This window comes from Polyangiaceae bacterium (assembly GCA_015075635.1).
Lineage (GTDB): Bacteria > Myxococcota_A > Polyangia > Polyangiales > Polyangiaceae > JADJKB01.
On the sequence record JABTUA010000001.1, the window covers coordinates 480,757 to 505,456 of the forward strand.

The window sequence follows — 24,700 nt, forward strand, 5'->3', positions numbered from 1 at the left end:
GACGACATGAAGAAGATGGGCTTTGCTTTTGTGCTCGTGGCTGTCGGCATGACGGCGGCGGTGGTCGGCGGTTGCGGCGGTGACGACTTCGACTCTTGCGAGGCGAACAACGACTGCGGCGGCACAGGCGGTGCCGACGGCGGGACCGGCGCGAGCGGTGGCACAGGCGGGACCGGAAACACCGGAGGGACGGGCGGGACCGGAAACACGGGCGGCACGGGTGGAACCGGTGGAACCGGCGGAACCGGCGGCGATGGCGGTGGCTGCGACACCAGCAAGACCCCCAGCGATGAGGCGTGCCTCGTCGCTGACGAGTTCGGCGTGTTCGTGTCGCCGACCGGCGACGACAGCGCCAACGACGGAACGAAGTCGAAACCGTTCAAGACGATCGGGAAGGCCCTGACCACGGCGGGAACGGCAGGCAAGAACGTCTACGCCTGCGACGACGGCACGGGGATCACTGAGAGCGCGACCATGGCCGTCAGCGCGGCGCACGACAAGCACGGGATCTACGGCGGGTTCGACTGCACGAGCTGGGCCTGGTCGGCGACCGCGAAGGCCAAGGTGAGCGGCGCTCCGGTTGCCCTCACGATCTCGAACATCGCCACGAGCTTCAAGGTCGAGAACCTCGACATCACCGCGGCGAACGCGACTAACTCGGGCGAGAGCAGCTTCGGAGCAATCGTCACGGGCCTCGAAGGGCGTGGCGTTTACGATGGGGTGAATCTCACCGCGGGTGATGGGAAGGCGGGAGCCGCGGGCGGAGATGGAACGCAGGGCGCGGACGGTGCGGATGCGACGGCGGCGCAGAACGGCAAGCAGGCAACGTGCACAAGCGCACCCGGGACGCAACTCGGGGGTGCGTGGACGGCGCCTAGCTTGTGCAGCTCGAAAGGCGGAACGGGCGGCACCGCGAACATCGGCTCCGCCGGAGAGAAGGGGTCCGCTGGAATACCTCAGACCAACGTCAGTCCAGCCAGCGTCAACAACGGCGGCGACGCCGGGACTGGAACAGCCAACGGTGTCGCCGGCTCCGCGGGCTCGAACGGCAACTCCGGTCAGCTCGGAACGGCCGCCGCTGCCGGCGGAACGTTCACTTCTGCCGGGTTCACGGTCGCCAACGGCAACGACGGTGGCGACGGGTTCCCTGGACAAGGCGGCGGAGGTGGCGGTGGAAGCTCAAGTGCGTCGGGGAGCTGCATCGGCGCCTCCGGCGGCGCCGGCGGCATGGGCGGCTGCGGCGGCGGCAAGGGCACGGGCGGCAAGGGCGGCGGCGCGAGCGTCGCGCTGCTGTCCTGGCAGAGCGAAGTCTCCCTCACCGGCTCCACGCTCACGTCGAAGAAGGGCGGCGACGGCGGCAAGGGCGGCCTTGCCGGACCAGGCGGGTCCGGCAAGGCCGGTGGTCAAGGAGGACTTGCCGGGGGCGGTCTCGCCAAGGGTGGTGGCGGCGGCGAGGGCGGTAATGGCGGCAACGGCGGCTCCGGCTCCGGCGGTACCGGCGGCCCTAGCTACGCGCTGGTCTGGAGCGGCACCAAGCCCAGCGGTGGCGCGCTTCAAGAGGGCACCGGCGGTGCGAAGGGACCGGGTGGTGCGGTACAGGGGTCGGGCCTGAACCCGGCGCCGGACGGTTCCGCGGGACTGGCAGCAAAAGAGTTCGAGCAGAAGTGAAGGTCGGCTGAGACCGAAGTCGCAGTCACCTCGAAGCGATCGCCTCCCTCACCCGCGCCACCGCCTCCGCCACGTCAGCCCGCACCACCTCCGCCTCCACCCGCACGACGCGGTACCCCAGCCTGGCGAGGTACCGGTCCCTGCGCGCATCCGCCGCCCGGCGCGCCGCGTGATACCCGCCATCCACCTCCACGACCAGCTTCACCGAGGGGGCGAGGAAGTCCACCACGTAGCGCCCCACCGGCACCTGACGCCGAAACGCGACCCCGAGCCGCCCGCCCCGCAGTTCCCGCCACAACATTTCCTCGGTGTCCGTCAGCGCGAGGCGCATCTCGCGAGCTCGTGCGATGATGAGCGGAGAGCTTCGGGGATGATGGGCCATGGGACTTCCTCCTCCCGGCGTGACGGCCGGGCTTTGCGACCCCTCGGCGCACGATCTGTGACACGCCGCCCAGCATCCGCTTCGCTGCACGCTGCCGCCGTCCAAGCACAGAGCTCTTCCCCGTCACGCGCGGCGTGGCGCAGAGCGTGCGCCAGCGGAGCGGAGCCCGGCCGTCACGCCGGGCGGAAGGACGCTGCGGCACATCGTCCCGAAGCTCGCAGCGAAGCAGCGCGCGGGCGAGATCGCCAAGACGCGAGCGGGGCAGAGTCCCTCCCTGCCGCGCGCAGCGGCGAAGCCGCGAGCACGGCTTTGGGAGGGACCGGCGCCGCGAAGCGGCGACGAGGGTGGGCAGGAAGAGAGGCGAAGATCGGCGAGAAGTCGGCGAAGAAGACGATCGCGATGGACGTGGGCGAAGCGCGCGAGATCGAGCTCACGATCGAAGGCGAGGCGGCGGCGGTGGGGCCGGAGGTTCCTCCGGGTGAAAGCGGAAGCGCCAGCGCGGGTGGAAGCGCGACCGCGGACGTCAAGCCCCCGAGCGGTTCCAACGTGCGGACCATCGGCATGATCGCGTCGGGAGCGGTCGCGGTGATCGGGCTTGGCGTGGGCGTCGGCTTCTACATGGCGAAGCAGTCGGCGAAGGATGACGCCGAAGCGCTTCGGGCGGACAACACACTTGGAACGACCGGGTGCGCAACCGGAGCGAGCTCGTCGATTTGCGCCGACCTTGCCGACGCCAACGATCGCGCGCAGAGCAGCCGCACGATTTCGACGATCGGGTTCATCGGCGCAGGCGTGGGTGCGGCGGCGTTCGTCGCGTTCCTCCTGATGCCGAGCTCGAGGAGCTCGACTGCGATACATCCGCTACTAGACCAGCACACAGCGGGCTTGGGCGCCTTCGGCCGCTTCTGAACACCAAGGGGACCAGCAAATGAAGAGGATGGGCTTTGCTTTTGTGCTCGGCGCGATCGCGGTTGGGGCGGCAGGCACGGTGGCGTGCGGCGGAGAGGACTTCGACTCCTGCGAGGCAAACGCGACTTGTCCGCCCGGGACCGGAGGAACCGACGGCGGAACCGGCGGGAGCGGGGGGAGCGGGGGGACCAGTGGCACGGGCGGAACGGGGAACACCGGCGGCACCGGCGGAGCCGGCGGCACCGGCGGCACCGGCGGAACCGGCGGCGATGGCGGTGGCTGCGACACCAGCAAGACCCCCAGCGAAGAGGCGTGCCTCGTCACTGACGAGTTCGGCGTGTTCGTGTCGCCGACCGGCGACGACAGCGCCAACGACGGAACGAAGTCGAAACCGTTCAAGACGATCGGGAAGGCCCTGACCACGGCGGGAACGGCAGGCAAGAACGTCTACGCCTGCGACGACGGCACGGGGATCACTGAGAGCGCGACCATGGCCGTCAGCGCGGCGCACGACAAGCACGGGATCTACGGCGGGTTCGACTGCACGAGCTGGGCCTGGTCGGCGACCGCGAAGGCCAAGGTGAGCGGCGCTCCGGTTGCCCTCACGATCTCGAACATCGCCACGAGCTTCAAGGTCGAGAACCTCGACATCACCGCGGCGAACGCGACTAACTCGGGCGAGAGCAGCTTCGGAGCAATCGTCACGGGCTCGAAGGGCGTGGCGTTTACGGGGGTGAATCTCACCGCGGGTGATGGGAAGGCGGGAGCCGCGGGCGGAGATGGAACGCAGGGCGCGGACGGTGCGGATGCGACGGCGGCGCAGAACGGCAAGCAGGCAACGTGCACAAGCGCACCCGGGACGCAACTCGGGGGTGCGTGGACGGCGCCTAGCTTGTGCAGCTCGAAAGGCGGAACGGGCGGCACCGCGAACATCGGCTCCGCCGGAGAGAAGGGGTCCGCTGGAATACCTCAGACCAACGTCAGTCCAGCCAGCGTCAACAACGGCGGCGACGCCGGGACTGGAACAGCCAACGGTGTCGCCGGCTCCGCGGGCTCGAACGGCAACTCCGGTCAGCTCGGAACGGCCGCCGCTGCCGGCGGAACGTTCACTTCTGCCGGGTTCACGGTCGCCAGCGGCAACGACGGAGGCGACGGCTTCCCCGGCCAAGGCGGCGGCGGCGGCGGCGCGAGCTCGAGCTCGTCCGCCAGCTGCATCGGCGCCTCCGGCGGCGCCGGCGGCATGGGCGGCTGCGGCGGTGGGAAGGGCACCGGTGGCAAGGGCGGCGGCGCGAGCGTCGCGCTGCTGTCCTGGCAGAGCGAAGTCTCCCTCACCGGCTCCACGCTCACGTCGAAGAAGGGCGGCGACGGCGGCAAGGGCGGAAGCGCGGCGGCCGGCGGTACCGGCAAGTCCGGTGGGCAGGGCGGCCCCGCCGGCGGCGGCCTTGGAAGCGGAGGACCGGGTGGCCCGGGCGGCACCGGCGGGCCCGGTGGCTCCGGCTCCGGCGGTACCGGCGGCCCTAGCTACGCGCTGGTCTGGAGCGGCACCAAGCCCAGCGGTGGCGCGCTTCAAGAGGGCACCGGCGGTGCGAAGGGACCGGGTGGTGCGGTACAGGGGTCGGGCCTGAACCCGGCGCCGGACGGTTCCGCGGGACTGGCAGCAAAAGAGTTCGAGCAGAAGTGAAGGTCGGCTGAGACCGAAGTCGCAGTCACCTCGAAGCGATCGCCTCCCTCACCCGCGCCACCGCCTCCGCCACGTCAGCCCGCACCACCTCCGCCTCCACCCGCACGACGCGGTACCCCAGCCTGGCGAGGTACCGGTCCCTGCGCGCATCCGCCGCCCGGCGCGCCGCGTGATACCCGCCATCCACCTCCACGACCAGCTTCACCGAGGGGGCGAGGAAGTCCACCACGTAACGCCCCACCGGCACCTGACGCCGAAACGCGACCCCGAGCCGCCCGCCCCGCAGCTCCCGCCACAACATTTCCTCGGTGTCCGTCAGCGCGAGGCGCATCTCGCGAGCTCGTGCGATGATGAGCGGAGAGCTTCGGGGATGATGGGCCATGGGACTTCCTCCTCCCGGCGTGACGGCCGGGCTTTGCGACCCCTCGGCGCACGATCTGTGACACGCCGCCCAGCATCCGCTTCGCTGCACGCTGCCGCCGTCCAAGCACCGAGCTCTTCCCCGTCACGCGCGGCGTGGCGCAGAGCGTGCGCCAGCGGAGCGGAGCCCGGCCGTCACGCCGGGCGGAAGGACGATGCGGCACATCGTCCCGAAGCTCGCAGCGAAGCAGCGCGCGGGCGAGATCGCCAAGACGCGAGCGGGGCAGAGTCCCTCCCTGCCGCGCGCAGCGGCGAAGCCGCGGTCGGGTGGGCCCCGGCAGTTACCTGCCGGGGCCTCCCACAGATCCGGACGTGCGGATTTCCCGCATCCGGCTCCTCGGTCACGGATTCGCTACGAGACGTGCGCGCACGACCGACGGCTTCGGGAGCGGGTAGCGCTCCAGAAGCCTGTTCATCGCCGCCCAGTCCAAATACGCCTTGTCGGAGCGGCGCGACAGCCACCGCCGCCACAGGCAGGTCACGTGCCAGTAGAAGCACCAGAGACGGCCAAAGTTCCCTGTACGGCCGTAGTAGCCGTAGTGTCCAGCGAGCTTCGCCGCCAGCACACGTTGCTGCTCGCGGATGGGCTCGTGCCGGTGTAGCCGACACCACTGGGTGATTGCACCCAGCGCCCTGCGATGGCGGTCCTTCGCTGTTCGCATCCTCACCACCCACTTGCCAGCGAGGCTCTTGCCCCAGTGGAAGGTGAAGCCGAGGAAGCTGAAGGTCCCGGGCCCGCTGGGTCCCCGGCCGTCGCCGCGCGAACCAGGTCGGATGCGATCGGGCCGCTTGAACGGCACCAGGCGCGTCTTGTCCGGGTGGAGCGCGAGCCCGTACTTCCCAAACCTTTTGAAGCACGTCGAGCACGCGCCGCGCGTCGTCCTCGTATTCGAACAGCATCGCGGCATCGTCCGCGTATCGAACGAGTGTGCCCGCCCTCGAAGTCGGGGTCGGACCTCTCGCTCAAACCACACGTCGAGCACTTCGTGCAGGTAGATGTTCGCCAAAATCGGCGAAATCACCCCGCCTTGTGGCGTGCCGGCATCGGGGTAGCTCAGCTCTCCGTCCTCCAGCACGCCCGCGTTCAGCCACTTTCCGATGAGACGCAGAATGACTCCGTCTCGCACCCTGCGGCGCAGCACTTCCCGCAGACGTTCGTGGTCGAGAGTGTCGAAATACTTTCGTATGTCGAGCTCCACGACCCAACCGCCAGCCATCTTCACCGCCGGTGTCCAAAGCTCTTCGAGCGCCTGGCGCGCGGAGCGCCCAGGACGGAACCCGAATGAGCAGTTCAGGAAGTCCTGCTCGTAGATCGCTTCGAGCACCATCGCGACGGCGCGTTGCAAAACCTTGTCCTCGAAAGTCGGGATCCCCAGCGGACGCGTTTCCTTCCCGTCCCCTTCGGGATGTGCGCGTCGCACTGGCGGCGCGCGGTACGCTCCGGACTTCGCGCGGTCGAGCAGCGATCGGAGGTTTCCCTCCAGGTTTTCCGCATACTCTTTCGCGCTCTGCCCATCGACGCCCACGGCCCCATCCTTGCGAGTCCGTCGGTATGCCTCGCGCAGCCACTCCAGGTCGATGTGATGCGCCAGCGTCGTGAATGCCATGTCGGGCGCTTGCTGCGCCTGCTTTGCTATCCGCTCGAGTTTCGTTGAGATGGTGGTCAAGCTCGGTGTCTCGGTCATCTTGCCCTCGCTCGGTTCCGTGAAACGCTTTCCCGACACCGCCCTTCGCTCCGCCGGGTCGCTTGGGCGGCTTCCCGGCTTCGTCGCTACTATGGCGGTGCTCCGACTTCCCGCTGCCCCACCTTGCTCACTTGCGCTCGCTTGGCGGTTCCGGTCGCCCGGAGCAAACAGGACCTCTCAAGTTCCCTGGTGACCCTCGCTGTACATGCCGTGCTCTCCGACCGCGGCAGGCCGATGAGGACGCGCCGTCGGGGCGTTGCCCCTGACTCTTGCCTCACCGATGTTGCCTTCCGGGGTGTGCTGTCCCGTCGGCTCCCACCACTTCCCAAATTTCGCAGCCCAATCACACGGCCTGCACCCTCGCTGCCTACGCTTCGCAGCAAGCCTCCCTGTTCGGTTGGAGTTGCCACGCAAGGCTCGCTTCCAGATGGCGGCGCACCCTTGGCTGGGCGGGATTCGAACCCGCTGGGTCACTCACCTGGTTTCAGCTTTGTATTGGCTTCTACATGGCATCCTCCAGGACAGAGCTTCTTGACGCACAGCACGGCTTTGGGAGGGACCGGCGCCGCGAAGCGGCGACGAGGGTGGGCAGGAAGAGAGGCGAAGATCGGCGAGAAGTCGGCGAAGAAGACGATCGCGATGGATGTGGGCGAGGCGCGCGAGATCGAGCTCACGATCGAAGGCGAGGCGGCGGCGGTGGGGCCGGAGCCTGCCCCGGCAGCTGGTGGACCTTCGGAGCCTGACCCAGGAGCTGGCGGTGGAATCAAAGCCGACTCGTCCGGAATGAAGCCGAGAACCTTGGCGCTCATCGCCGGCGCAGGTCTCACCGTGGTCGCTGCCGGCGTCGGCGTGTTCTACACACTGAAGAAGTCCAGCGCGCAGGACGACGCCGATGGCCTGCGTTCGGAGCTCTCCTCCAAGTTTGGCGGGCAGGCCTGCAGCGGGTCATCAGCGCCAGCGCAGTGCGCTGACTTGACGGACGCGCTCGAGCGCCGCGACGATGCCGGGCGAATCTCGACCGGTGCGTTCATCGCGAGCGGAGGGTTGCTCGCCGCAACGGCCGTTACATACTTCGTCTGGCCGTCCGGACATGAAAGCAGTCCCAAGGCGGGGCGCTTGAACATCTTTGCCACTCCCCAGTCACGAGGCGCGATGATGGGGGTGGTGGGTAGCTTCTGAGGGGCGAAAATCACATGCGTATTCGACGTCATTTCCTGGGTGTGTTCTTCGCTTCGTCCGCCGCCGCGAGCGCGTTGGCGCTGGCGGGATGCGGCGGCGATGACTTTTCGTGCGAGGACTCACTGAGCTGCGGCACCGGCGGTACCGACGGCGGGACCGGCGCGAGCGGTGGCACAGGCGGGACCGGAAACACCGGAGGGACGGGCGGGGCCGGGAACACGGGAGGCACCGGCGGAACCGGCGGAACCGGTGGCACCGGCGGCGACGGTGGCGGCTGCGACGTCAGCAAGTCGCCCGGAGCCGAAGCGTGTCTCATCGACGAGCAGTTTGGTGTGTTCGTCGATGCCGGAAGCAACGCGGCCAGCCCCGACGGGTCGCGCGCCTCGCCTTACAAGACGATTGGCGCTGCGCTCGCAGGCGCCGGCTCGAAGAAGATCTTCGTCTGCAACACGAACGGTGCCTACAAGGAGACCGTCTCGATCACTTCGAGCGCCACCACCTCCGGACTCTACGGCGGCTTCGATTGCGCCGATTGGAAGTACTCGACCTCCTCCCGCGCCCAGGTCGAGTCGAGTGACGCCACCGCCTGGAAGATCGACGGCGTGGACGGCTTGGCTGTCGAGAGCTTCGAGGTGAAGGCCTCCGACGGAAAGTCAGCGGGTGACGCGAGCATCGCGATGCTGGTCGCTAACGCCAAGAACATCAACGTCAGCGCGAGCAAGCTCGTCGCGGGCAACGGCATGGCGGGAAGCGCGGGCACGGAGACCACGACGCCCGCCGAGAAGGGCGCCGATGGCAAGAAGGGATCCGACGCGTGCGCGGCCACACCGGCAGGCGGCACTGCGTCGACGACGTCCTGCGGGGGCAGCGCGACCGGCAGCGTCGGCGGCAAGGGCGGGGACGGCGCGGTTGGGATCACGGCTCCGGGCGGTGGCGGGAGTGATGGCCTACCCCTCGGCTCCGGTGGAAAAGGCGGCGCCGGGGAGACTTCGGTCGCCTTCACTTGCGTAACTGGAAATGGTACGCCCGGCAATCCCGGCAATCCCGGCAAAGGCTCCAATTCCATTGGGACTCTGAGCGCCAGCGGCTTCGCTCCAGCGACTGCTGAGTCGGGCACGGAGGGCGGCGTCGGGCAGGGCGCCGGCGGGGGCGGCGGTGCGAAGGCGCCGCTCCTCACGACGGCCTGCGGAGGCACGGGAGCGACGAAGACCGGTGCCAGCGGTGGCAGCGGGGGCGGCGGCGGTTGCGGCGGCAAGCAGGGCGGCGGTGGCAAGGGCGGCGGCGCGAGCATCGCGATCGCGAGCGTCGCCTCCACGTTGACCCTTACGAACTGCGAGCTCATCGCCGGCACCGGCGGAAAGGGCGGCGACGGAGGCTCGGGGCAGCCGGGCGGGAGCGGTGGAGGCGCGGGACCGAAGGGGATTGGCGCCAGCGGGTCCGCGGATGCCTGCGCGGGCGGCGAAGGCGGAAAAGGCGGGAACGGCGGCCCGGGCGGTGGCGCGGCCGGGGGCGCGAGCGTCGGGGTGGCCTACGTGGGGACGAAGCCGGTGCGCACCGGCGGGAGCGTGACGAAGGCTTCGACTGCGGCGAGCGGTGGCGCGGACGGCCTGGGCCAGACGACGGGCGCCGGGGTCGGCGCGGCGGGCAAGGTCGAGGACGAGCTCGCGTTCTGAGGTGCTCCTCTCGAACCATCCTTCCAATCGACGACCTACTCATCTCGTCCCGGTCCGTCGCGGTCCCGGTGCGCTGCGGGTGCGGCGCCGACCTGACGGCCAAGAACGCGCTCCGGCCCCGGGAGCTCAAGGAACAGGTCCGCTCCATACACACATGCCACGACGGAGTGGTGGAGTGGGGCGAGCCGGAGCCCGGATTCCAGTCTCTTCCTCGTAGTTGGTCCTGCGCCGCTTGCGGCTCCGTCCTGTGCGAAGCGCGCGTGCACCGGCACGAGTGCTAAGGGAACACCGTCTCGAACCAGGCGGTCGTGCACCTGGAGACGTCGCTGCACAACGGTTCCTTCAGGCAGCGCATGGCCTCGGCTCTCACGTCGTCCTTCAGCCAGGCGGCGGCGAGATCGAGCTCGGCCATTTGCTCGACGGTGCACCCCATGTCGAAGAAGCCGCACGTCGCGTTGAGGGCCAGGCAGAAGTTGGTGCCCCAGTCGGTCGCTGGGGGTTCGCAGCTGCTGCCTTCGCTCCCGCAAGGCAGGCTGGCGTAGCAGTCGTACGCGGCGGCGGCCTCGGGGCGCTCGAGCCGGGAGAACCGATCGCAGATGATCCTGGACGTGTCTGCTCCGCACTGAGCGGCCTTGGCCTCGTAACGCCCGCAGGCGTCGGACACCTTCGGGTCCGGAGGAGCGACGATCTCGAACTTGTAGCCGTGCTCGTCGCACTCGTTCACGGTGCACGGCGTGCACTGGTAGTTGTTGCAGACCGACACGCACTGGTAGGCGAACTCGGGGCCCATGCCGTAGCACTGCCCGAAGCACTCATCGAGGTAGCTCATGCAATCGTCGTGGATCTTCTCGCAGACTGTCTTCGCGCAGAACGACTGGCGAGAGAGGCTGGAGTTGGCGCCAGCCGGCCCGGAGTCGGACTCCGTGGCACAACCGGCAGCGCCGAGCGACGACGAAGCCAGAGCCGAGACGAACAGGGCGAGGTGCGCTAAGGTCTTCATGGCTCCCTCTTTCGGCCGGCCCATGGCGCCAGTTGCGGAAAAGAGTGCGACCCCAAGAAAGGTCGCAACTGCGCCGGCCGCCCTGCCGATAGGGCCGGCATGTGGACGAAACTCGGGAAGTTTGGGGTCTTCATCGCAATCTCGGTCTTCGGGGCGGGCTGCGTCAGCCAGCCGAACGCACAGGTGACCACCCGCAACGTCAGCGCCGTCGCCGCCGGCGGGCCTGCCGAGGTCTGGGTCGTGATGGGTGAGCGGGGCGCCGACGTCAGCAAGAACGGCGTCGTCATCAACAAGGACTCCTACGCGCTCTACCACTGCATTCCGCAGGGCTGTAAGCGCGTCAGCGAGCTGGCGGGCAACCGGGTCACCACGCGCTGAAAGGAGCAGGACATGACGAACCTCCGAACCCTGATGTCCACCGCGTGCCTGATGATGTTCGCGTCGCCCGTGCTGGCTCAGCCGCAGGCGGGGCTCGCTCCGTTTCCGACTGACGAGTACTCGTACCACCCCAGCACGGGCGACGAGCCGCCACCGGTCAATCTACCGTCGGACCTCGGCCGCCGCCGCGGCGCGGTCCTGGTGTTTCGCGCCGGGACCCACTCTGGGGTCGGCGCGGCGACGCCGGATTGCGATGGCGAGTGCGGGACGCAGCCGGAGGCGGAGGGCTTCGACGAGCACCCGAGCCTGGTGTTGAGCTCGGAGTGGCTCACGAGTCTGTCGCGCAACACCCGCTTCGGAGCGGGTCTCCAGATGATTCCGACGCTCAGCACCCAGATGGATGGGGAACGCTACGAGCTCGGTACCGTCGTCGGCGGCGACCTCGTCTTCGAAGGGTTGATCGACCTGTCGCCGAAGATTGCCTTCACGCTGCGCGGGTCCGCCGGCCTCAGCCTGTTGTTCCCGAGCGGCGACCTCGACGATGACGCGCAGGATCTCGCTGACCTGTGCTCCAACGCGCTCGACTGCCAGGCCGATCCCGGCCCTTACCTCGGGGCGCAGGCGGCGGTCGGCGCGGGCCTGTTGTACAACCTGGGCAGTGTCGGAGCGCGCGTGGACTTCCAGCTCCAGGCCTACAGCTATCGCGTGTTGGGCGTGGAGTTCGGAGGCAACGAAGCGTCAATCCGCGTCGCAGGCCTGAGGCCGATGGTGCTCGCAGGCCTCGAGCTGTGAATGTCTGCGCACATGTCACCTGGCCGATCGGCCAGGTGCTCGCGCGTTCTTCGCGCGATTCGCCCGCGAACGGCGTGGCCAGAGCGCAGGGCTGGCGCTAACCTCGAACCTCTTGGAGGGCTCATGGGCCGGAGTATGTCTTTCGCTTCGCACAGCTTCGTTCGCTTCACGCTGACCTTTGCGCTCGCGGGTGCTGCGGCCGTTGCTGCGATGCCCGCCTGCTCCAGCGGTGAGGACTTCACCGGCACCGGGGGCGGCAGTAACACCGGCGGCAGCTCGGGCGACGCCAGCACGACCGGCGGACAAGGCGGCAGCGGCGGCAGCTCGGGCAGCGCGGGCACCGCGGGCAGCGCGGGCGGCGGCGGCGTGGCCGGCACCGGGACGGGCGGCGTTGCGGGCACCGGCACCGGCGGCGACGCGGGCTCGAGCGGGGGCGGCACCGGCGGCAACCCGAGCGGCAAGGACAACGGACAGCCCTGCGCCAACAAGACCGAGTGCAAGAGCAACTACTGCGTGGACGACGTCTGCTGCGAGAGCGAGTGCGTCGGGGATTGCCGGAGCTGCAAGGTGTCGGGAAAAGAAGGCGAGTGCACGCCCTACACGCAGGGCACCGACCCCGAAGGGGACTGCGTGGGCGCGGGCGCGCCGACGGACCCCTGCGCGGGGACTTGCGACGGCAAGAGCGCCTGCGCCTACCCCGACAGCTCGAAGTCGTGCGGCGCGCAGGTGTGCACGAACGCGACGCAGACCGCCTACGCTTGCGACAAGGCCGGAGCGTGCAAGTCGGATCCGAAGCCGTGCGATCCCTACCAGTGCTCCGGAACCAGTTGCCTCACCACGTGCAGCGCAGACACGCAGTGCCTCAACGCCTTCTGGTGCGACACCCCGAAGTGCGTGACCAAACTCTCGCTCGGCGCCGTCTGCCCGAAGGACAGCGCCTGTCAGAGCGGGAAGTGCGTCGTTGGCAACTGCTGTGCTGGCGCCTGCGGACCAAACTTCTCGTGCGAGACCGGCAACTGTCAGTGCAACGGACAAACCTGCGGCACCGGCGAGGCGTGCGTGTTCTGGTACCAGGACGCAGATGCCGATGGATTCGGCAACGCGGGCGTGAAGAAGCTGGGCTGCGCCACTAAAACGCCCACCGGCTACGTGGCCAACTCGACGGATTGCGACGACGGAGACAAGGACGCTTTCCCGGGGCAGACCAAGTACTTCACCGTGCCCCGCAAGGGCAAGGGCGGATACGACTACAACTGCGACAACACGGAGAGCCAGCAATACCCGATCGTCAACGCGGCAACTTGCAAGATCTGCGCAAGCTCCACTTTCTGCCCGGTTGACACGACGCCACCCTGCACCTCGGCGGCATTCAGCTGCGAGGCGTTCACCGCTTGTCCGGGGATAGGTATCGGCTTCCTGACGCCCGGCGTCGCTTGTGGGGCAAAAGGCACCGCCAAGCTCTGCACGCAACAGACATTCCAAGTGTCGCCCGGAGTGATTGCCTGCAGCACCACGAACACCAAGGTCGACGACTTGCTCGATACTCAGCAGGCCTGCCGCTGAAGCTCACATCCAGAATCGCCCCACGAACACCTTGTCCTCGGAGAGCGCCTTGCTCACACCCACGACGAGGGCGCGGCCGTCGGGGAGCAGGATGACCGCGTGGGGGTCGGCCGGGTAGGTGAGCCAGGAATACCCGAGGCTGCCAAAGGAGGTGTCGGCGCTCCCGTCTTGGAGGAGCCGACCCAAGCGCAACGCCGTTCCGGCCTTCGAGGCCGTCACGATGCGGCCGGCGCCGTCGAGGGCCAGAATGCGCCCAGCTCCTTGCATCGCCTTGCCGCTCGCGCCGAAGCTCGTGTCCACGGCGCCCTGAGCGTCGAGCTGCACCACGAAGTCCTCGCCGGCGGCGTTCCCGCCCCCGACGACGACGCGCTTGTCCGGGCGCACGACCAGTCCGGTCGTCTCGGCTCCGCTCAGCGGGCTGAGGTAGGCGACGCCGGCGGTGCCGAAGCTGTCCATCGCGCCGCCGGGGGTGAGCCGCGCGACGAACACCGGCGTGCCCGGCTTGGTCGTCGTTCCGGCCAGCACGATCTTGTTGTCGGCATCCACCGCCACGGCGACGGCCTCGCTCGCTGAGGTGCCGGTGTCGATGATGACGAGCGCCTGCGTGCCGAAGGCCGTGTCCGGAGCCCCGCTGCCGTCCATGCGCGCGACCAGGGCGTGGGCCGGCGTCTGGTCGTTCTTGCCGGCGGCGAGGAGCTTGGTGCCGCTCTGGGCGAGGGCGGAGACGCTGCCGCCCGGTCCAACGAACTCACCCGTCGTGGCGAAGCTGGGGTCGAGGGCCCCGGCGGTGTCGAAGCGCGCGAAGAAGACGTTGTTGCCGGTGAAGTACCCGCCCACGACGACGCGCTGCTGCGCGTCCACGAAGACGCCGCGCGCGACGTGCTCGCCCGTGTTGACCGTGGTGTGCCGCGTGACCACGCCGCTCGTGCCGAAGCTGGGATCGAGGACGCCCGCGTCGGAGTAGCGCGCGACGAAGTACGCCTTGACGTCCCCCGCGGTCGAGCCGGCGTCGCCGACCACGTAGATCTTCCCATCCGGGGCGAGGGCCGCAGCGCGCCCGCGGCTCCAGGCGCCATACGGGTTTTCGGTGATCACTCCCTGAGCACCGAAGCTGTTGTCGGCGCTTCCGGCAGGTCCACGGGCGAGCAGGTCGAGGTCCAAGGTCTTCTCCTGGCCTCCGCCCTGGGCGCGGAGGGTCACCTTCGCCGGGCCGTGGACCATGTCCGAGTCCGCCTGGATGATCACCTTCGTCGACTTGAAGCCGGCGGGCGCGACGACTGGGTCCGCCGTCGCTCCCGTCGGCAGTCCGAGGAAGTCCAGCGTGATCGGGTCCGTCATCGCGTTGCGCGTGATCGTGACCGTGACCTCCAGGGACTCCCCGTCGATCAGGGTGAGCGTCGTGCTCTCGACGCTGATCGCGAAGCTCCCGACCGGAGGGATGCCGCCCGTGCCGCCGGCGTCGGACGCGCCTGCGCCGCCCGTACCGCCCGCGCCACCCGCGCCACCCGTGCTCGCGCCGGTGCACGTACGGGTTTCTTCGCAGGTGGTCTCGGCGCAGGCGTGGTTGATCAGCGCGAGGGCACCTGCGCCCGCCCACGCGAAAGCCCAACGAAGCCGCTCCCTGCCCTTCACAGCGCGCGGATTCTAGCAGAAGTCGGGCTATCCTGCCGGCGGTAAGGGATGCTCCCGCTCGCCGCAGGCCGCTGCTTCCGCATCGAGATCGACGACGGTGTCGTGGTCTCGACGCTCTGGGGCGAAGGGGACACGCCGGACGTGGAGGAGTACGTCGCCGCGCTCGTGCCCATTCTTCAGCTGCGCGCGCCGGCTTGCATCCTGACCGACGCCACGGACATCGAGGATCTGACCATGCGCGCCCGCTGGGTGTACGCGCAGAGGATGACCGAGCACCGCCGCTTCCTGGCGCGGAGCGCCGTCGTCGGGCTGTCGCCGCGCATGGATGTCGTGCTCCGCGTGCTGGTGCGCGCGAGCGGGCGCAGCGACCTCAGGGTATTCTACTCGCGGCAGGAGGCGATGGCCTGGCTCCGCGACGGGCTCGCGCTGCGGCGCGCTTGAGCGGGCTCGTCAGCTGGCGTCCACCTCCTCGAGCTCCAGCGCCTCGCTCTTCACGCTCGCAGGGGTGACGTCGAGCGAGCAGGTCTCGTTCGGGAAGCTCGACGTCGCAGCCTGCGCCGCGGTCTGCCCGGCGGGAAGCTCGAAGGTGCGGGCCGGGAGCTTGGCGACCCAGAGGCCGTGATCGTTCAGCGCCTGGTCGCCGCTGACGTGGGCGACCAGGAGCGCGCCGCCGTCGGTGGTGAGGCTCAGCCCGGACGGCGCGACGTGCGCGAGCTCACCGCCCGCCTGAAGCTCGATCGAGAGGGAGTCGCCGCTCGTGCGGTGAGCCTGGCTGTCGTGAGTCCCGAGCTCGATGCGGTTGCCGACCATGGGGGTGAACCGCGACAACGTCACGAAGCCGGAGGTCGGCAGCTCCCGCACGGCGACACCGGTAACGTCCTGCAAGATCGACCCGGTCCAGAACGCTGCGGCGCCCCGCGCCTCGCCGTCCGTCGAGACCGTGGCGACGAAGGTCCGCTCCGGGCTCATCTCGTGGGTGCCGATGAAGGCGAGGTCGCCGGACGCGCGCAGGGTGCCGTCCGCGATGCGCACTCGGGTCGAGCCGCACGCGCCGAGGCGCCGCGCCCAGACCAGCTCGCCGTCTGCGTCGAAGCGGGCGAAGTAGGCGATCTCCTCGCTCGGGTCGAAGGACTGGCCACCGACGACGACATCTTGACCGACGGGCACGAGGGCGCCGCCGAGCGAGAGCTTTCCGGTCGGAAACGCGATGCGACGCGCGAAGCGCACCGCGCCTTGGGCGCTGGCGCGGACGAGCACCAGCTCCGAGCCGACGTGCGCGGGAGTCGTGCGCGAGTAGAGCACCGCGACGTCGCCGCCGGGCAGCGGCGTCAGCGCCACCGCCGAGAGCTCGCGCAGCTCGGGTCCCGGCAACCCGCTCGGCAGGCGCAGGCGGCGCCGCCAGGCGAGCTTCCCGTCGTAGTCGAGGGCCACCAGCGTGAAGCGGTCCGACGCGACCAGGATCTGCATTGGACTCGTCGCCACGGCCAGCGCGCCGCGCGCGCTCGGCTCGAGAGCGAGCGCGGCCTCGTCGGGGAACAGCCCGAGCTCGATGGGGCGGTTCCACGCCACGCCGCCGCTGTCCGAGAGGTGCGTCACGCTGCCGACGTGCGCGCCCGAGACCACCCAGCTCGAGCCGTGCGCCTTCTCCACCAGAGCGCGGGCTTGCCCAGGCTTCTCGACGAACGGGTGCGTGGCCTGGACGCCGCCCAGGCGCTTGGCCCAGGGCGTGAAGGTGGGGTTCTGGTAGGTCGCGCTGGTCGGGCCTTCGCCGAGCGGCAGCGCGCTCGGTGGAGGCAGCGCGCAGGCGCGCTTCTCGTTCGGCAGGTCGGCGAACGGGTGCGCGTCGTAGAGCGTCACGCTGCCCAGGGCGCCGTAGGCGTAGTCCTTGTTCCAGCCCATGTGTTTGGCCAGCTTCGAGAGCCCGAACTTCTTCCAGGGGATGGTCAGGCGAATGGCGGGCGTGAGCTCGAACCCGAGTCGGTAGTCCCAGCAGGGCGACTTGCCTTGGTCCGCCGTGAGCTCGCCGAAGGCGTGCAGCTCCGTCGAGAGACCAAAGGTGTCGTAGGCCAGGAGCGAGAGCCGCGGGCCGAAGCTCGCCTTGGAGCGACCAGTGCTCGACACCTCGACGGTGGGCGTCGAGAACTTCTTGGTGAGCTTGGGCGCCGGCGCGGAGACGCCGCTCTTCGTCCCCACGGACACCGCGACCCCGACGTCGAAGCCGTGCTCCGTGCGCGAGTGGAAGTACGTCGCGGAGTCGCCCTCGAGGCGGGCGGTGAAGTCGAGGCTGGGCGTGAGCAACACCGGCCCGACCCATAGCTCCGGCAGCTCCCACGGCTCGTCGTTCAGCAGGATGGGCTCCGAGACGTAGGGCTTGCTCGCGGCGCCGTCCACGTCGAGCAGCGCGTTGCCGCTGAGCGAAGCGTCGAAGCCGACCTTCACGTCCGGCAGCGTCACGCAGCTCGAGAGGATCGCCGTCGGGTCCTTGACGAGCTTCTTCAGGCAATCCTTCGCGTGGCTGATGGCGCCGGCGCTGTCGAGCCAATCGAGATCGACGCTGGCGGTGAACACGACCTTGCCTTCGAGCTCGGCGTGGACGTAGAGCTGGTCGTTCTTGGTCTTTGGGTTCTGGTCCACGTCGTACACTTGGAGGTCGAACACGCGCTGATCGCCGACGACCGCGCTCTTGGACCACTGGGGCTGCGAGGTGGGCCCTTCGCTCGACGCGGCGGGCCGGGCAGTGAAGCTCACCTCGCGGGCCGCGAGCTTCGCGTGCAGCTTGGCGAACGCGAGCGGTAGCGGCACCGGCACGGTCTCCACCACGGTGTCGCCGCCCTCGTGCGACACGGAGACGACCGCCCGGAGCAGGCCCTTGGGTGTGTGCTGGCTCTTTCCGGCGATCAATACGTCTCCCGGCTGGCGCGAGGCGACGCGCTCCGGCACGCCGGCGAAGCGCAGAGTGCCGAACGCTGGATCGCTCTCGACCAGCGCGTCGAGCTCGGTGTCGCCGAGCTCGGTGACCCAAGGGTGGAGCTCGTAGCTCGCGCGGTCGCGCTCCGCGGGGGCCTCGTCAGCGGAGCCGCAGCCGAGCAGGGAGACACCGAGGGCCGCGACGACGCACAGGATTCGGGAGGTCATTGGGCCTCCTTCGGCGCGACCGCCGGCCAAGTTGCGTGCGATCTTCCGCACGCAACCGGCCCGGAGGGCCAGCCGATGGGGTCGGCGGATGAGCTATGCTTTCACCGTCCCAGTGGCGTCCCCCGATCCGTTCCACGAGCCGCGCCGCAAGTTCACCGCGGACGAGGTCTACCGCATGCTCGACGCGGGCATCCTCGAGGAGGGGCCCGGCCTCGAGCTCCTGGAGGGGGACCTCGTCGTCATGAGCCCGCAGGGCGCCCCCCACGCTGGCTTCGCGGAGCTCCTGCGCGAGCGCCTGCTCCAGGCCCTGGGTCCTGGCCACAACGCACGCACGCACGCACCAGTGGACGCCGGCCCCTACAGCCAACCCGAGCCCGACGTCGCCGTGGTCCGTGGGCGCCCCGAGGACTACCTGACTCGCCACCCGACCGCCGCGGACACCTTGCTGGTGGTGGAGGTCGCGCGCTCGTCGTTGCCCCGCGATCGGCGCAAGGCACGCATCTACGCTCAGGCGCGCTTCCCCGAGTACTGGCTGTTCGACGTGGAGCAGCGCTCGGTCCTGGTCCACCGCGACCCAGACGGCGTCTCCAGCTACGGCCAGGTCCTCACGCTCGGCGCCGCCGATCGCCTCGCCGTTCCCGGCACGCCGGCCGAGCTCGACCTGGCCGCCTTGTTCGCGCTCTTGCCGGCGTGAAAGAGAAAAGGCGGACCCCCTTCGGGATCCGCCTCTTCGCGGCTTCGTATCAAGAGCGCCCGAACCGGTCGGGCGAAGAGCGTTTGGGGGTGTGTTTGGGGCCGGGGCCCCAATCACCAGCATGACTGCGGCCCCAAACGCCCACTTGATCAGAAGTCGTGGCCGTGACCGGCGTGACCGCCGGCAGCAGCCTTCTCCTCCTTGGGCTTCTCCGCGACGAGCGCCTCGGTGGTGAGCATGAGGCCCGCCACGCTGGCCGCGTTCTGGAGCGCCGAGCGCACGACCTTGGCCGGGTCGATGACGCCCTCGGCCACGAGGTCGCCGTACTTGCCGGTGGCCGCGTTGAAGCCGAAGTTGCCCTTACCTTCCTTGACCTTCTGCACGACGATCGAGCCTTCTTCGCCCGCGTTCGCCACGATCTGGCGGAGTGGCTCCTCGATCGAGCGGCGGATGATCTGAACGCCGAACTTCTGGTCGTCGTTCACCTGCATCGCGTCGAGCACCGGCTGGACGCGGAGCAGCGCGACGCCGCCGCCGGGGACGATGCCTTCCTCGACCGCCGCGCGGGTGGCGTGGAGGGCGTCTTCGACGCGGGCCTTCTTCTCCTTCATCTCGGTCTCGGTCGCAGCGCCGACCTTGATCACCGCGACGCCGCCGACGAGCTTGGCCAGGCGCTCCTGGAGCTTCTCGCGGTCGTAGTCGCTGGTGGTGTTCTCGATCTGGCCGCGGATCTCGCCCTGGCGGGCCTTGATCTTGTCCTTCGAGCCGGCACCGTCCACGATCGTGGTGTTGTCCTTGTCCACCTTGATGGTCTTGGCGCGACCCAGATCGCTGATGGTGACGTTCTCGAGCTTGAGGCCGAGCTCCTCCGCGATGACCTGACCGCCGGTCAGGGTCGCGATGTCCTTCAGCATCTCCTTGCGGCGATCGCCGAAGCCCGGGGCCTTGACGGCGCAGCAGGCCAGCGTGCCACGCAGCTTGTTGACGACCAGCGTCGCGAGCGCCTCGCCCTCGACGTCTTCGGCGATGATGAGCAGCGGCTTCTGCTGACGCGCAATCGCCTCGAGGACCGGGAGCAGGTCCTTCATGTTGCTGATCTTCTTCTCGCTGAGCAGGATGTAGGCGTCCTCGAGGTGGGCCTCCATGCGCTCCGGATCCGTCACGAAATACGGGCTGAGGTAGCCGCGGTCGAACTGCATGCCCTCGACGACCTCCAGGGAGGTCTCGGCGCTCTTCGCCTCTTCGACGGTGATGACGCCTTCCTTGCCGACCTTCTCCATGGCCTCGCTGAGCAGCTTGCCGACGGTGGTGTCGCCGTTGGCGCTGATGGTGCCGACCTGGGCGATCTCGTTCGGATCCTTGGTCTGCTTCGCCATCTTCTTCAGGTCGGCCACGATGACCTCGACGGCCTTGTCGATGCCGCGCTTGATCTCCATGGGGTTGTGGCCGGCCGCGACGAGCTTGCTGCCCTCGCGGAAGATGGCCTGGGCGAGGACCGTGGCGGTCGTGGTGCCGTCGCCAGCGACGTCGCTGGTCTTCGAGGCAACCTCGCGCACCATCTGGGCGCCCATGTTCTCGAACTTGTTCTCGAGCTCGATCTCCTTGGCGACGGTGACGCCGTCCTTGGTGACCGTGGGGGAGCCGAAGCTCTTCTCGAGGACGACGTTGCGGCCCTTCGGACCGAGGGTGACCTTGACGGCGTCGGCGAGGGCGTTGACCCCGGCGAGGATCAGGGCGCGAGCGTGCTCTTGGTAAACGATTTCTTTGGCAGCCATTTTCTTTTCTCCTCTAAATCCTGGGGGTCCGACTCACTTCTCGATCACGCCGAGGATGTCGTCCTCGCGCAGGATGAGGTGCTCCTCACCGTCGATCTTCACTTCCGTGCCGCTGTACTTGCCGAACAGCACGCGATCGCCCGCCTTGACGTCGAGCTTCCGCACGGTGCCGTCCTCGGCCACCTTGCCGTTGCCCACCGCGATGACCTCACCCTCGATGGGCTTCTCCTTCGCGGTGTCGGGGATGATGATCCCGCCCTTGGTCTTCTCTTCTTCCTTCACGCGCTTGACGATCACGCGGTCCTGCAGGGGTCGAATCTTCATGGGTCGTTCCTCTCCTCGATTGGGTCTTTGCCGGGGGCCCTGGGCGGTCACAGCGGGGATCGCTGCGGGTCGAAGGCCCTGGGACTAGCCCCGGGTTTTTTGGGGTCTGGGACGCGAGCGCGCCGTTCAAACCCCGGTAATCATTAAGTTAGCGATTAGCACTCACTGATTGAGAGTGCTAACAGCGGCCGGAATCTAATCGCCGCGCTGATGGAGTCAAGGGGGGGTGAAGGTGCGCAGGTCTTGGCAGCCTCGGCGGGGGAGTGCTGAGGAAATCCGGTCCGCCCTCACTTCAACTTGGCCCGTTCGGGGCCAGTCCCACATATTGAAGGAAGCTAGTTGGAGAAGGCGCTGAAGGTCACCGAAACCACGACGTTATGTCGGGTAGAGCCCCGGAAGGCTCGGGGTGAGCGGGCGCCACTTCTCCACAGCCCCCCGACGGCCGGACCCCGGCCGAACAGGAGCAATCCGTAATGTCCGACCGCACCGACCCGCCCACCATCGACCTGGCCTCCGACGTCAGCTCGTTCTTCGGCCCCGTCGTGGCCGAGGCCATCCGCGCCCGGGGCTACGAGGCGACCGACGCCGCCGAGGCCTACCTGGTCGCGCTGCTCGCCGACTACACCAAGCCGGGGCAGCTCGGAGAGGAGACGCTCTCGCGTCCGCTCACCCTGCTGCTCGACGAGGCCATGCAGCGCACCGGGCCCGAGCGCTTCGAGCGCCTGCGCGTGCTGGGCGACGGCGTGCTCTACGTGAGCGGCTTCTTCGGCGAGCACCTGGAGACCCGAGGGGTCGAGCCCCGTTACATGAGCACGCTGGGCGCCTGCGCCTACGAGAACGCCTCGGCCATGCTGCGGCAGCGCGCCAACGACCTGAGCGCGCCGGACCTGTTCGCCGAGCTGGCGGAGAAGTTCCGAATGTTCGTGTCGCTGTTGGCCGACGTGGCGGAGTCCCTGCGCGCCCGCTCGGCGCGCACCGACGGCGCCGTGGTCAAGCTCTACGAGCGCTGGCTCAAGACCGGCTCGTCCACCCTGGGCGACGCCCTGGTGGCGCGAGGCATGGTGCCCTTGCGCGGAACGGGACTGGTGCATTGAGCGACTCGCAGGAGCGCACGCTGCGCAGCGTCCAGCTCGAGATCGAGCGCGTCTACGGTCTCGAGCGCGCCCCCGACGTCGTCGACTTCGTGCGCCTGGGCGCGGAGAGCTCCCGCGAGACGCTGGTGCTCCGGCAGCGCGACGACGAGCTGGAGATCGCGCTGGTGCTGCCGCCGGTCAAGGATCCGACGGAGCTCAGCGCGCCGCACTACGGCCCGTCGGACGCCTGGCTCCAGCTGGTGGAGGGCGTGAGCCATTTCGTCTACGTCGCGGAGCGGGCGCGCACGCAGCTGCCGGCGACCCGGCTCGAGCTCGAGCTCCAGGCGGAGGTGGACAAGTTCGTGCTCTTGGCCTTCACCGGCGAGCCGCTCGAGCCTCGGCACAGCTCGGCGCTGCACGATCAGCTCTACGAGCGCGTGCGCTACCTGCACGGGCCGGACACCGAGGACGGCGTGCGCTACCGCCTGGCGAACGACCTGGCGGCGCGCTTCGTGGCGCGCCTGGTGAGCCGCGAGGATCCGCCCGCGGCGCTGCGCACGCTCAGACGCTTCTATCGCGCCGGCCAGGCCGAGAAGATCCGGTTGGCGCAGGCGGCGTAGCTGACGAGCCAAAACACGCGTTTGACCCGCTCGGGCCCGCGGCCCATGCTCGCGCGCGCCGTGCACGTGGTGTTCGTCGCGCAGGATCTCTGGGAAGCGCAGCTTCTGCTCGACCAGCTCACGGAGCTCTGGATCCCCGCGCGCATCGACAACGCCATGAGCCTGTCGGCCTACGGCGAGCTGCCCTACCTGGCCTCGCGACCGCGCGTGGTGATCGAGCGCGAGGCCGACGTCGAGCGCGCCCGCGCCGCCGTGGTCGAGTTCGAGGCGCGCCGGAAGAGCAAGCTCGACGGCGTCAAGCGCTGCCCGAGCTGCGGCGACGAGAGCCCGGAGAACTTCGAGCTGTGCTGGCGGTGCGGTGCGGAGCTGGACGCGCGGGGGTGATTCAGAGCCCCATCAGCTTCGCCAGGTAATACGTCATCGTCTCGCTGGTGCCGCCGCCGATCTTCAGCAAGCGCGCGTCGCGCCAGGCGCGGGCGATGGGGTACTCCTCGATGTAGCCCCAGCCGCCGTGGAACTGCAGGCACGTGTCCATGACCTCGGCCACCAGCTCACCGGCGACGATCTTCGCCATGCTGATGAGCTTGACCGTCTCCATGGAGACGTTGCCCTTCTGCTCGTATTTGTCGGTGTTGTAGGCGTCCACGCACTTGTCCACGAAGGCCTGGGCCATCTCGACCTTCGTGTACATGTTCACGAACTTGTGCTGCCACACCTCGCGCTTGATGATCGGCTTGCCGAAGGCCACGCGCTGCTCGCCGTATTGGCGCGAGAACTCGATGGCGTAGCGCGCGCCGGCTATGCCGGAGACGGCGCCGATCAGGCGCTCGGCCTGGAAGTTCTGCATCAGGTACATGAAGCCCATGTCCTCTTCGCCCAGCCGGTAGCGCTCCGGGATGCGCACGTCCTCCAGCCAGAGCTCGGCGGTGTCCGAGGAGTGGTTGCCGATCTTCTCCAGGCGCTTGCCGACCTTGAAGCCCTTCACGTCCGTGGGCACCAGGAAGAACGTGCAGCCGTGGGAGCCCGTCTCCGGGTTGGTCTTCGCGAGCAGCGTGACGAAGCTCGCGCGGGCGCCGTTGGTGATGAAGGTCTTCTGCCCGTTCAGCACGTAGTCGCCTCCGTCGCGCCGCGCCGCGGTGCGGATGCCGGCGACGTCGCTGCCGGCCCCCGGCTCGCTGACGCCGATGGCGGCGATGCGATCGCCGGACAGGGCGGGCTTGAGGAACTCGTCGATCTGCTCGGGGGTACCGAGGTCGGCGATCACGGGCGTCGCCATGTCGGTCTGCACGAGCAGCGCCATGGTCACCCCGGCGGAGCGCCCACGCGGCAGCTCTTGCGCCTTCGCCACGCTGAACCAGTAGTCGCCGCCGGAGCCGCCGCACGCCTCCGGGTAGTGCGCTCCCAAGATGCCGAGCTGGCCGGCCTTCTTGAACAGCTCGTCGGGGAAGTACTTCGCCTTCTCCCACTCGTCGGAGTACGGCGCGATCTCCTTCTCGGCGAACTGGCGGACGGTCTTCCTGAAGTGCTCGTGCTCTTCGCTGTACGGATTCCACATGGCGATACCCTCGGCGAAATGATTCGTACACGAAATTTCGCCGGCCGCAACGAGCAGTGCAGCGCATTTTTGGCGGGTTTTGGACAGGGCGCGGCTCAGCACGTACCTTGCCGGACGGGATGAAGGCCTGGATCTTTCTGCTGCCCCTGGCGGTCATGGGCTGCCCCACGAAGGAGGCCGAGGATCCTCAGAAGATCCTCGGCGACTGGACCGAGCACGGCGGCGCCGATGGGACCGTGGGGGCGCGGGGCGTCGCGGAGCCTCGCTCCGAGCAGGGGCAGCTCCCGGCCGAGAGCGTGGCCAGCAAGGCCGAGTGCCAGGCCGCCGCGCGACGCATCGAGGAGCTGGCGCTGGAGCTGGCGGTGAAGGAGGCGGAGGATCCGGAGGAGCGCCGAGAGTTGGAGGCCCGGCGCCAGGCCCTGCTGAAGAGCCCGGCGTTCGCGGCGCGGGTGCGCGAGGCGGGTGAAGAGTGTTTGTCCCGCGACACCACGCAGAGCGAGGCGCGTTGCGTGGCCAGGGCCAAGAGCGAGCTCGACGTGGATCGCTGTAGCGGACGCTGAGT

General features: G+C 69.0%; 23 protein-coding genes. 14 read left to right on the forward strand and 9 right to left on the reverse strand.

Annotated elements, in window-relative coordinates; genetic code table 11:
• Positions 1 to 15: 15 nt before the first annotated feature.
• On the forward strand, positions 16 to 1,668 hold the full coding sequence (locus HS104_02225; protein MBE7478794.1) for a hypothetical protein: 1,653 nt from the start codon (positions 16 to 18) through the stop codon (positions 1,666 to 1,668).
• Positions 1,669 to 1,693: 25 nt separating this feature from the next.
• Here the strand turns inward: HS104_02225 and HS104_02230 are convergent, their stop codons facing one another.
• Positions 1,694 to 2,050, reverse strand: coding sequence for a DUF559 domain-containing protein (locus HS104_02230; protein ID MBE7478795.1), 357 nt, complete (start codon positions 2,048 to 2,050; stop codon positions 1,694 to 1,696).
• A 546-nt stretch (positions 2,051 to 2,596) separates the two neighbouring features.
• On the opposite strand from HS104_02230, the gene HS104_02235 reads away from it, so the two are divergent.
• Together HS104_02235 and HS104_02240 are read left to right on the forward strand one after the other, a co-directional pair.
• On the forward strand, positions 2,597 to 2,959 hold the full coding sequence (locus HS104_02235) for a hypothetical protein (GenBank protein ID MBE7478796.1): 363 nt from the start codon (positions 2,597 to 2,599) through the stop codon (positions 2,957 to 2,959).
• Positions 2,960 to 2,987: 28 nt separating this feature from the next.
• On the forward strand, positions 2,988 to 4,640 hold the full coding sequence (locus tag HS104_02240) for a hypothetical protein (GenBank protein MBE7478797.1): 1,653 nt from the start codon (positions 2,988 to 2,990) through the stop codon (positions 4,638 to 4,640).
• A gap of 25 nt (positions 4,641 to 4,665) precedes the next feature.
• Here the strand turns inward: HS104_02240 and HS104_02245 are convergent, their stop codons facing one another.
• Positions 4,666 to 5,022: a DUF559 domain-containing protein gene (locus tag HS104_02245; protein ID MBE7478798.1), complete on the reverse strand. Its 357-nt coding sequence runs from the start codon at positions 5,020 to 5,022 to the stop codon at positions 4,666 to 4,668.
• A gap of 379 nt (positions 5,023 to 5,401) precedes the next feature.
• Positions 5,402 to 6,745 (reverse strand): hypothetical protein, encoded by a 1,344-nt coding sequence (locus HS104_02250; GenBank protein ID MBE7478799.1) that lies wholly within the window; start codon positions 6,743 to 6,745, stop codon positions 5,402 to 5,404.
• A gap of 531 nt (positions 6,746 to 7,276) precedes the next feature.
• Between HS104_02250 and HS104_02255 the strand changes: the two genes are divergently transcribed.
• Both HS104_02255 and HS104_02260 read left to right on the forward strand, forming a co-directional pair.
• Positions 7,277 to 7,924 carry a hypothetical protein gene (locus HS104_02255; GenBank protein ID MBE7478800.1) on the forward strand — a complete coding sequence of 216 codons (648 nt, stop codon included), beginning with the start codon at positions 7,277 to 7,279 and terminating at the stop codon, positions 7,922 to 7,924.
• A gap of 14 nt (positions 7,925 to 7,938) precedes the next feature.
• A complete protein-coding gene (locus HS104_02260; protein MBE7478801.1) occupies positions 7,939 to 9,597 on the forward strand; it encodes a hypothetical protein in 1,659 nt (552 codons plus the stop codon).
• 277 nt (positions 9,598 to 9,874) lie between these two features.
• Here HS104_02260 and HS104_02265 read toward each other — a convergent pair whose 3' ends face one another.
• Positions 9,875 to 10,597 carry a hypothetical protein gene (locus tag HS104_02265; GenBank protein ID MBE7478802.1) on the reverse strand — a complete coding sequence of 241 codons (723 nt, stop codon included), beginning with the start codon at positions 10,595 to 10,597 and terminating at the stop codon, positions 9,875 to 9,877.
• 99 nt (positions 10,598 to 10,696) lie between these two features.
• Here HS104_02265 and HS104_02270 point away from each other — a divergent pair, with 99 nt between their 5' ends.
• The 3 genes from HS104_02270 (at position 10,697) to HS104_02280 (ending at position 13,330) form a co-directional block, all read left to right on the forward strand.
• Positions 10,697 to 10,975, forward strand: coding sequence for a hypothetical protein (locus HS104_02270; protein ID MBE7478803.1), 279 nt, complete (start codon positions 10,697 to 10,699; stop codon positions 10,973 to 10,975).
• Positions 10,976 to 10,987: 12 nt separating this feature from the next.
• Positions 10,988 to 11,767 (forward strand): hypothetical protein, encoded by a 780-nt coding sequence (locus tag HS104_02275; protein ID MBE7478804.1) that lies wholly within the window; start codon positions 10,988 to 10,990, stop codon positions 11,765 to 11,767.
• 135 nt (positions 11,768 to 11,902) lie between these two features.
• On the forward strand, positions 11,903 to 13,330 hold the full coding sequence (locus tag HS104_02280; GenBank protein ID MBE7478805.1) for a hypothetical protein: 1,428 nt from the start codon (positions 11,903 to 11,905) through the stop codon (positions 13,328 to 13,330).
• A 3-nt stretch (positions 13,331 to 13,333) separates the two neighbouring features.
• Here the strand turns inward: HS104_02280 and HS104_02285 are convergent, their stop codons facing one another.
• On the reverse strand, positions 13,334 to 14,962 hold the full coding sequence (locus tag HS104_02285; GenBank protein MBE7478806.1) for a hypothetical protein: 1,629 nt from the start codon (positions 14,960 to 14,962) through the stop codon (positions 13,334 to 13,336).
• Positions 14,963 to 15,010: 48 nt separating this feature from the next.
• Here HS104_02285 and HS104_02290 point away from each other — a divergent pair, with 48 nt between their 5' ends.
• On the forward strand, positions 15,011 to 15,403 hold the full coding sequence (locus HS104_02290) for an STAS/SEC14 domain-containing protein (protein MBE7478807.1): 393 nt from the start codon (positions 15,011 to 15,013) through the stop codon (positions 15,401 to 15,403).
• 9 nt (positions 15,404 to 15,412) lie between these two features.
• On the opposite strand, the gene HS104_02295 is transcribed toward HS104_02290, so the two are convergent.
• Positions 15,413 to 18,097 (reverse strand): hypothetical protein, encoded by a 2,685-nt coding sequence (locus HS104_02295; protein ID MBE7478808.1) that lies wholly within the window; start codon positions 18,095 to 18,097, stop codon positions 15,413 to 15,415.
• A gap of 88 nt (positions 18,098 to 18,185) precedes the next feature.
• Between HS104_02295 and HS104_02300 the strand changes: the two genes are divergently transcribed.
• The gene (locus HS104_02300) at positions 18,186 to 18,791 is read left to right on the forward strand and encodes a Uma2 family endonuclease (GenBank protein ID MBE7478809.1); all 606 of its coding nucleotides are present in this window, start codon (positions 18,186 to 18,188) and stop codon (positions 18,789 to 18,791) included.
• Positions 18,792 to 18,940: 149 nt separating this feature from the next.
• Here the strand turns inward: HS104_02300 and groL are convergent, their stop codons facing one another.
• Together groL and groES are read right to left on the reverse strand one after the other, a co-directional pair.
• Positions 18,941 to 20,566: a chaperonin GroEL gene (groL, locus tag HS104_02305; GenBank protein MBE7478810.1), complete on the reverse strand. Its 1,626-nt coding sequence runs from the start codon at positions 20,564 to 20,566 to the stop codon at positions 18,941 to 18,943.
• A gap of 33 nt (positions 20,567 to 20,599) precedes the next feature.
• On the reverse strand, positions 20,600 to 20,890 hold the full coding sequence (groES, locus tag HS104_02310; protein MBE7478811.1) for a co-chaperone GroES: 291 nt from the start codon (positions 20,888 to 20,890) through the stop codon (positions 20,600 to 20,602).
• 473 nt (positions 20,891 to 21,363) lie between these two features.
• Here groES and HS104_02315 point away from each other — a divergent pair, with 473 nt between their 5' ends.
• From HS104_02315 to HS104_02325, 3 genes are read left to right on the forward strand one after another with little or no spacing between them, the layout of a single operon-like run.
• Entirely contained in the window at positions 21,364 to 21,984 is a 621-nt protein-coding gene (locus tag HS104_02315) for a hypothetical protein (GenBank protein ID MBE7478812.1), read from the forward strand.
• 20 nt (positions 21,985 to 22,004) lie between these two features.
• Positions 22,005 to 22,583, forward strand: a complete 579-nt coding sequence (locus HS104_02320) for a hypothetical protein (GenBank protein MBE7478813.1) — start codon at positions 22,005 to 22,007, stop codon at positions 22,581 to 22,583.
• 45 nt (positions 22,584 to 22,628) lie between these two features.
• Positions 22,629 to 22,967 carry a DUF2007 domain-containing protein gene (locus tag HS104_02325; GenBank protein ID MBE7478814.1) on the forward strand — a complete coding sequence of 113 codons (339 nt, stop codon included), beginning with the start codon at positions 22,629 to 22,631 and terminating at the stop codon, positions 22,965 to 22,967.
• A 1-nt stretch (position 22,968) separates the two neighbouring features.
• Here HS104_02325 and HS104_02330 read toward each other — a convergent pair whose 3' ends face one another.
• Positions 22,969 to 24,138 carry an acyl-CoA dehydrogenase family protein gene (locus HS104_02330; protein ID MBE7478815.1) on the reverse strand — a complete coding sequence of 390 codons (1,170 nt, stop codon included), beginning with the start codon at positions 24,136 to 24,138 and terminating at the stop codon, positions 22,969 to 22,971.
• Positions 24,139 to 24,257: 119 nt separating this feature from the next.
• Between HS104_02330 and HS104_02335 the strand changes: the two genes are divergently transcribed.
• Positions 24,258 to 24,698, forward strand: a complete 441-nt coding sequence (locus tag HS104_02335; protein ID MBE7478816.1) for a hypothetical protein — start codon at positions 24,258 to 24,260, stop codon at positions 24,696 to 24,698.
• The last annotated feature ends 2 nt before the right edge of the window (positions 24,699 to 24,700 follow it).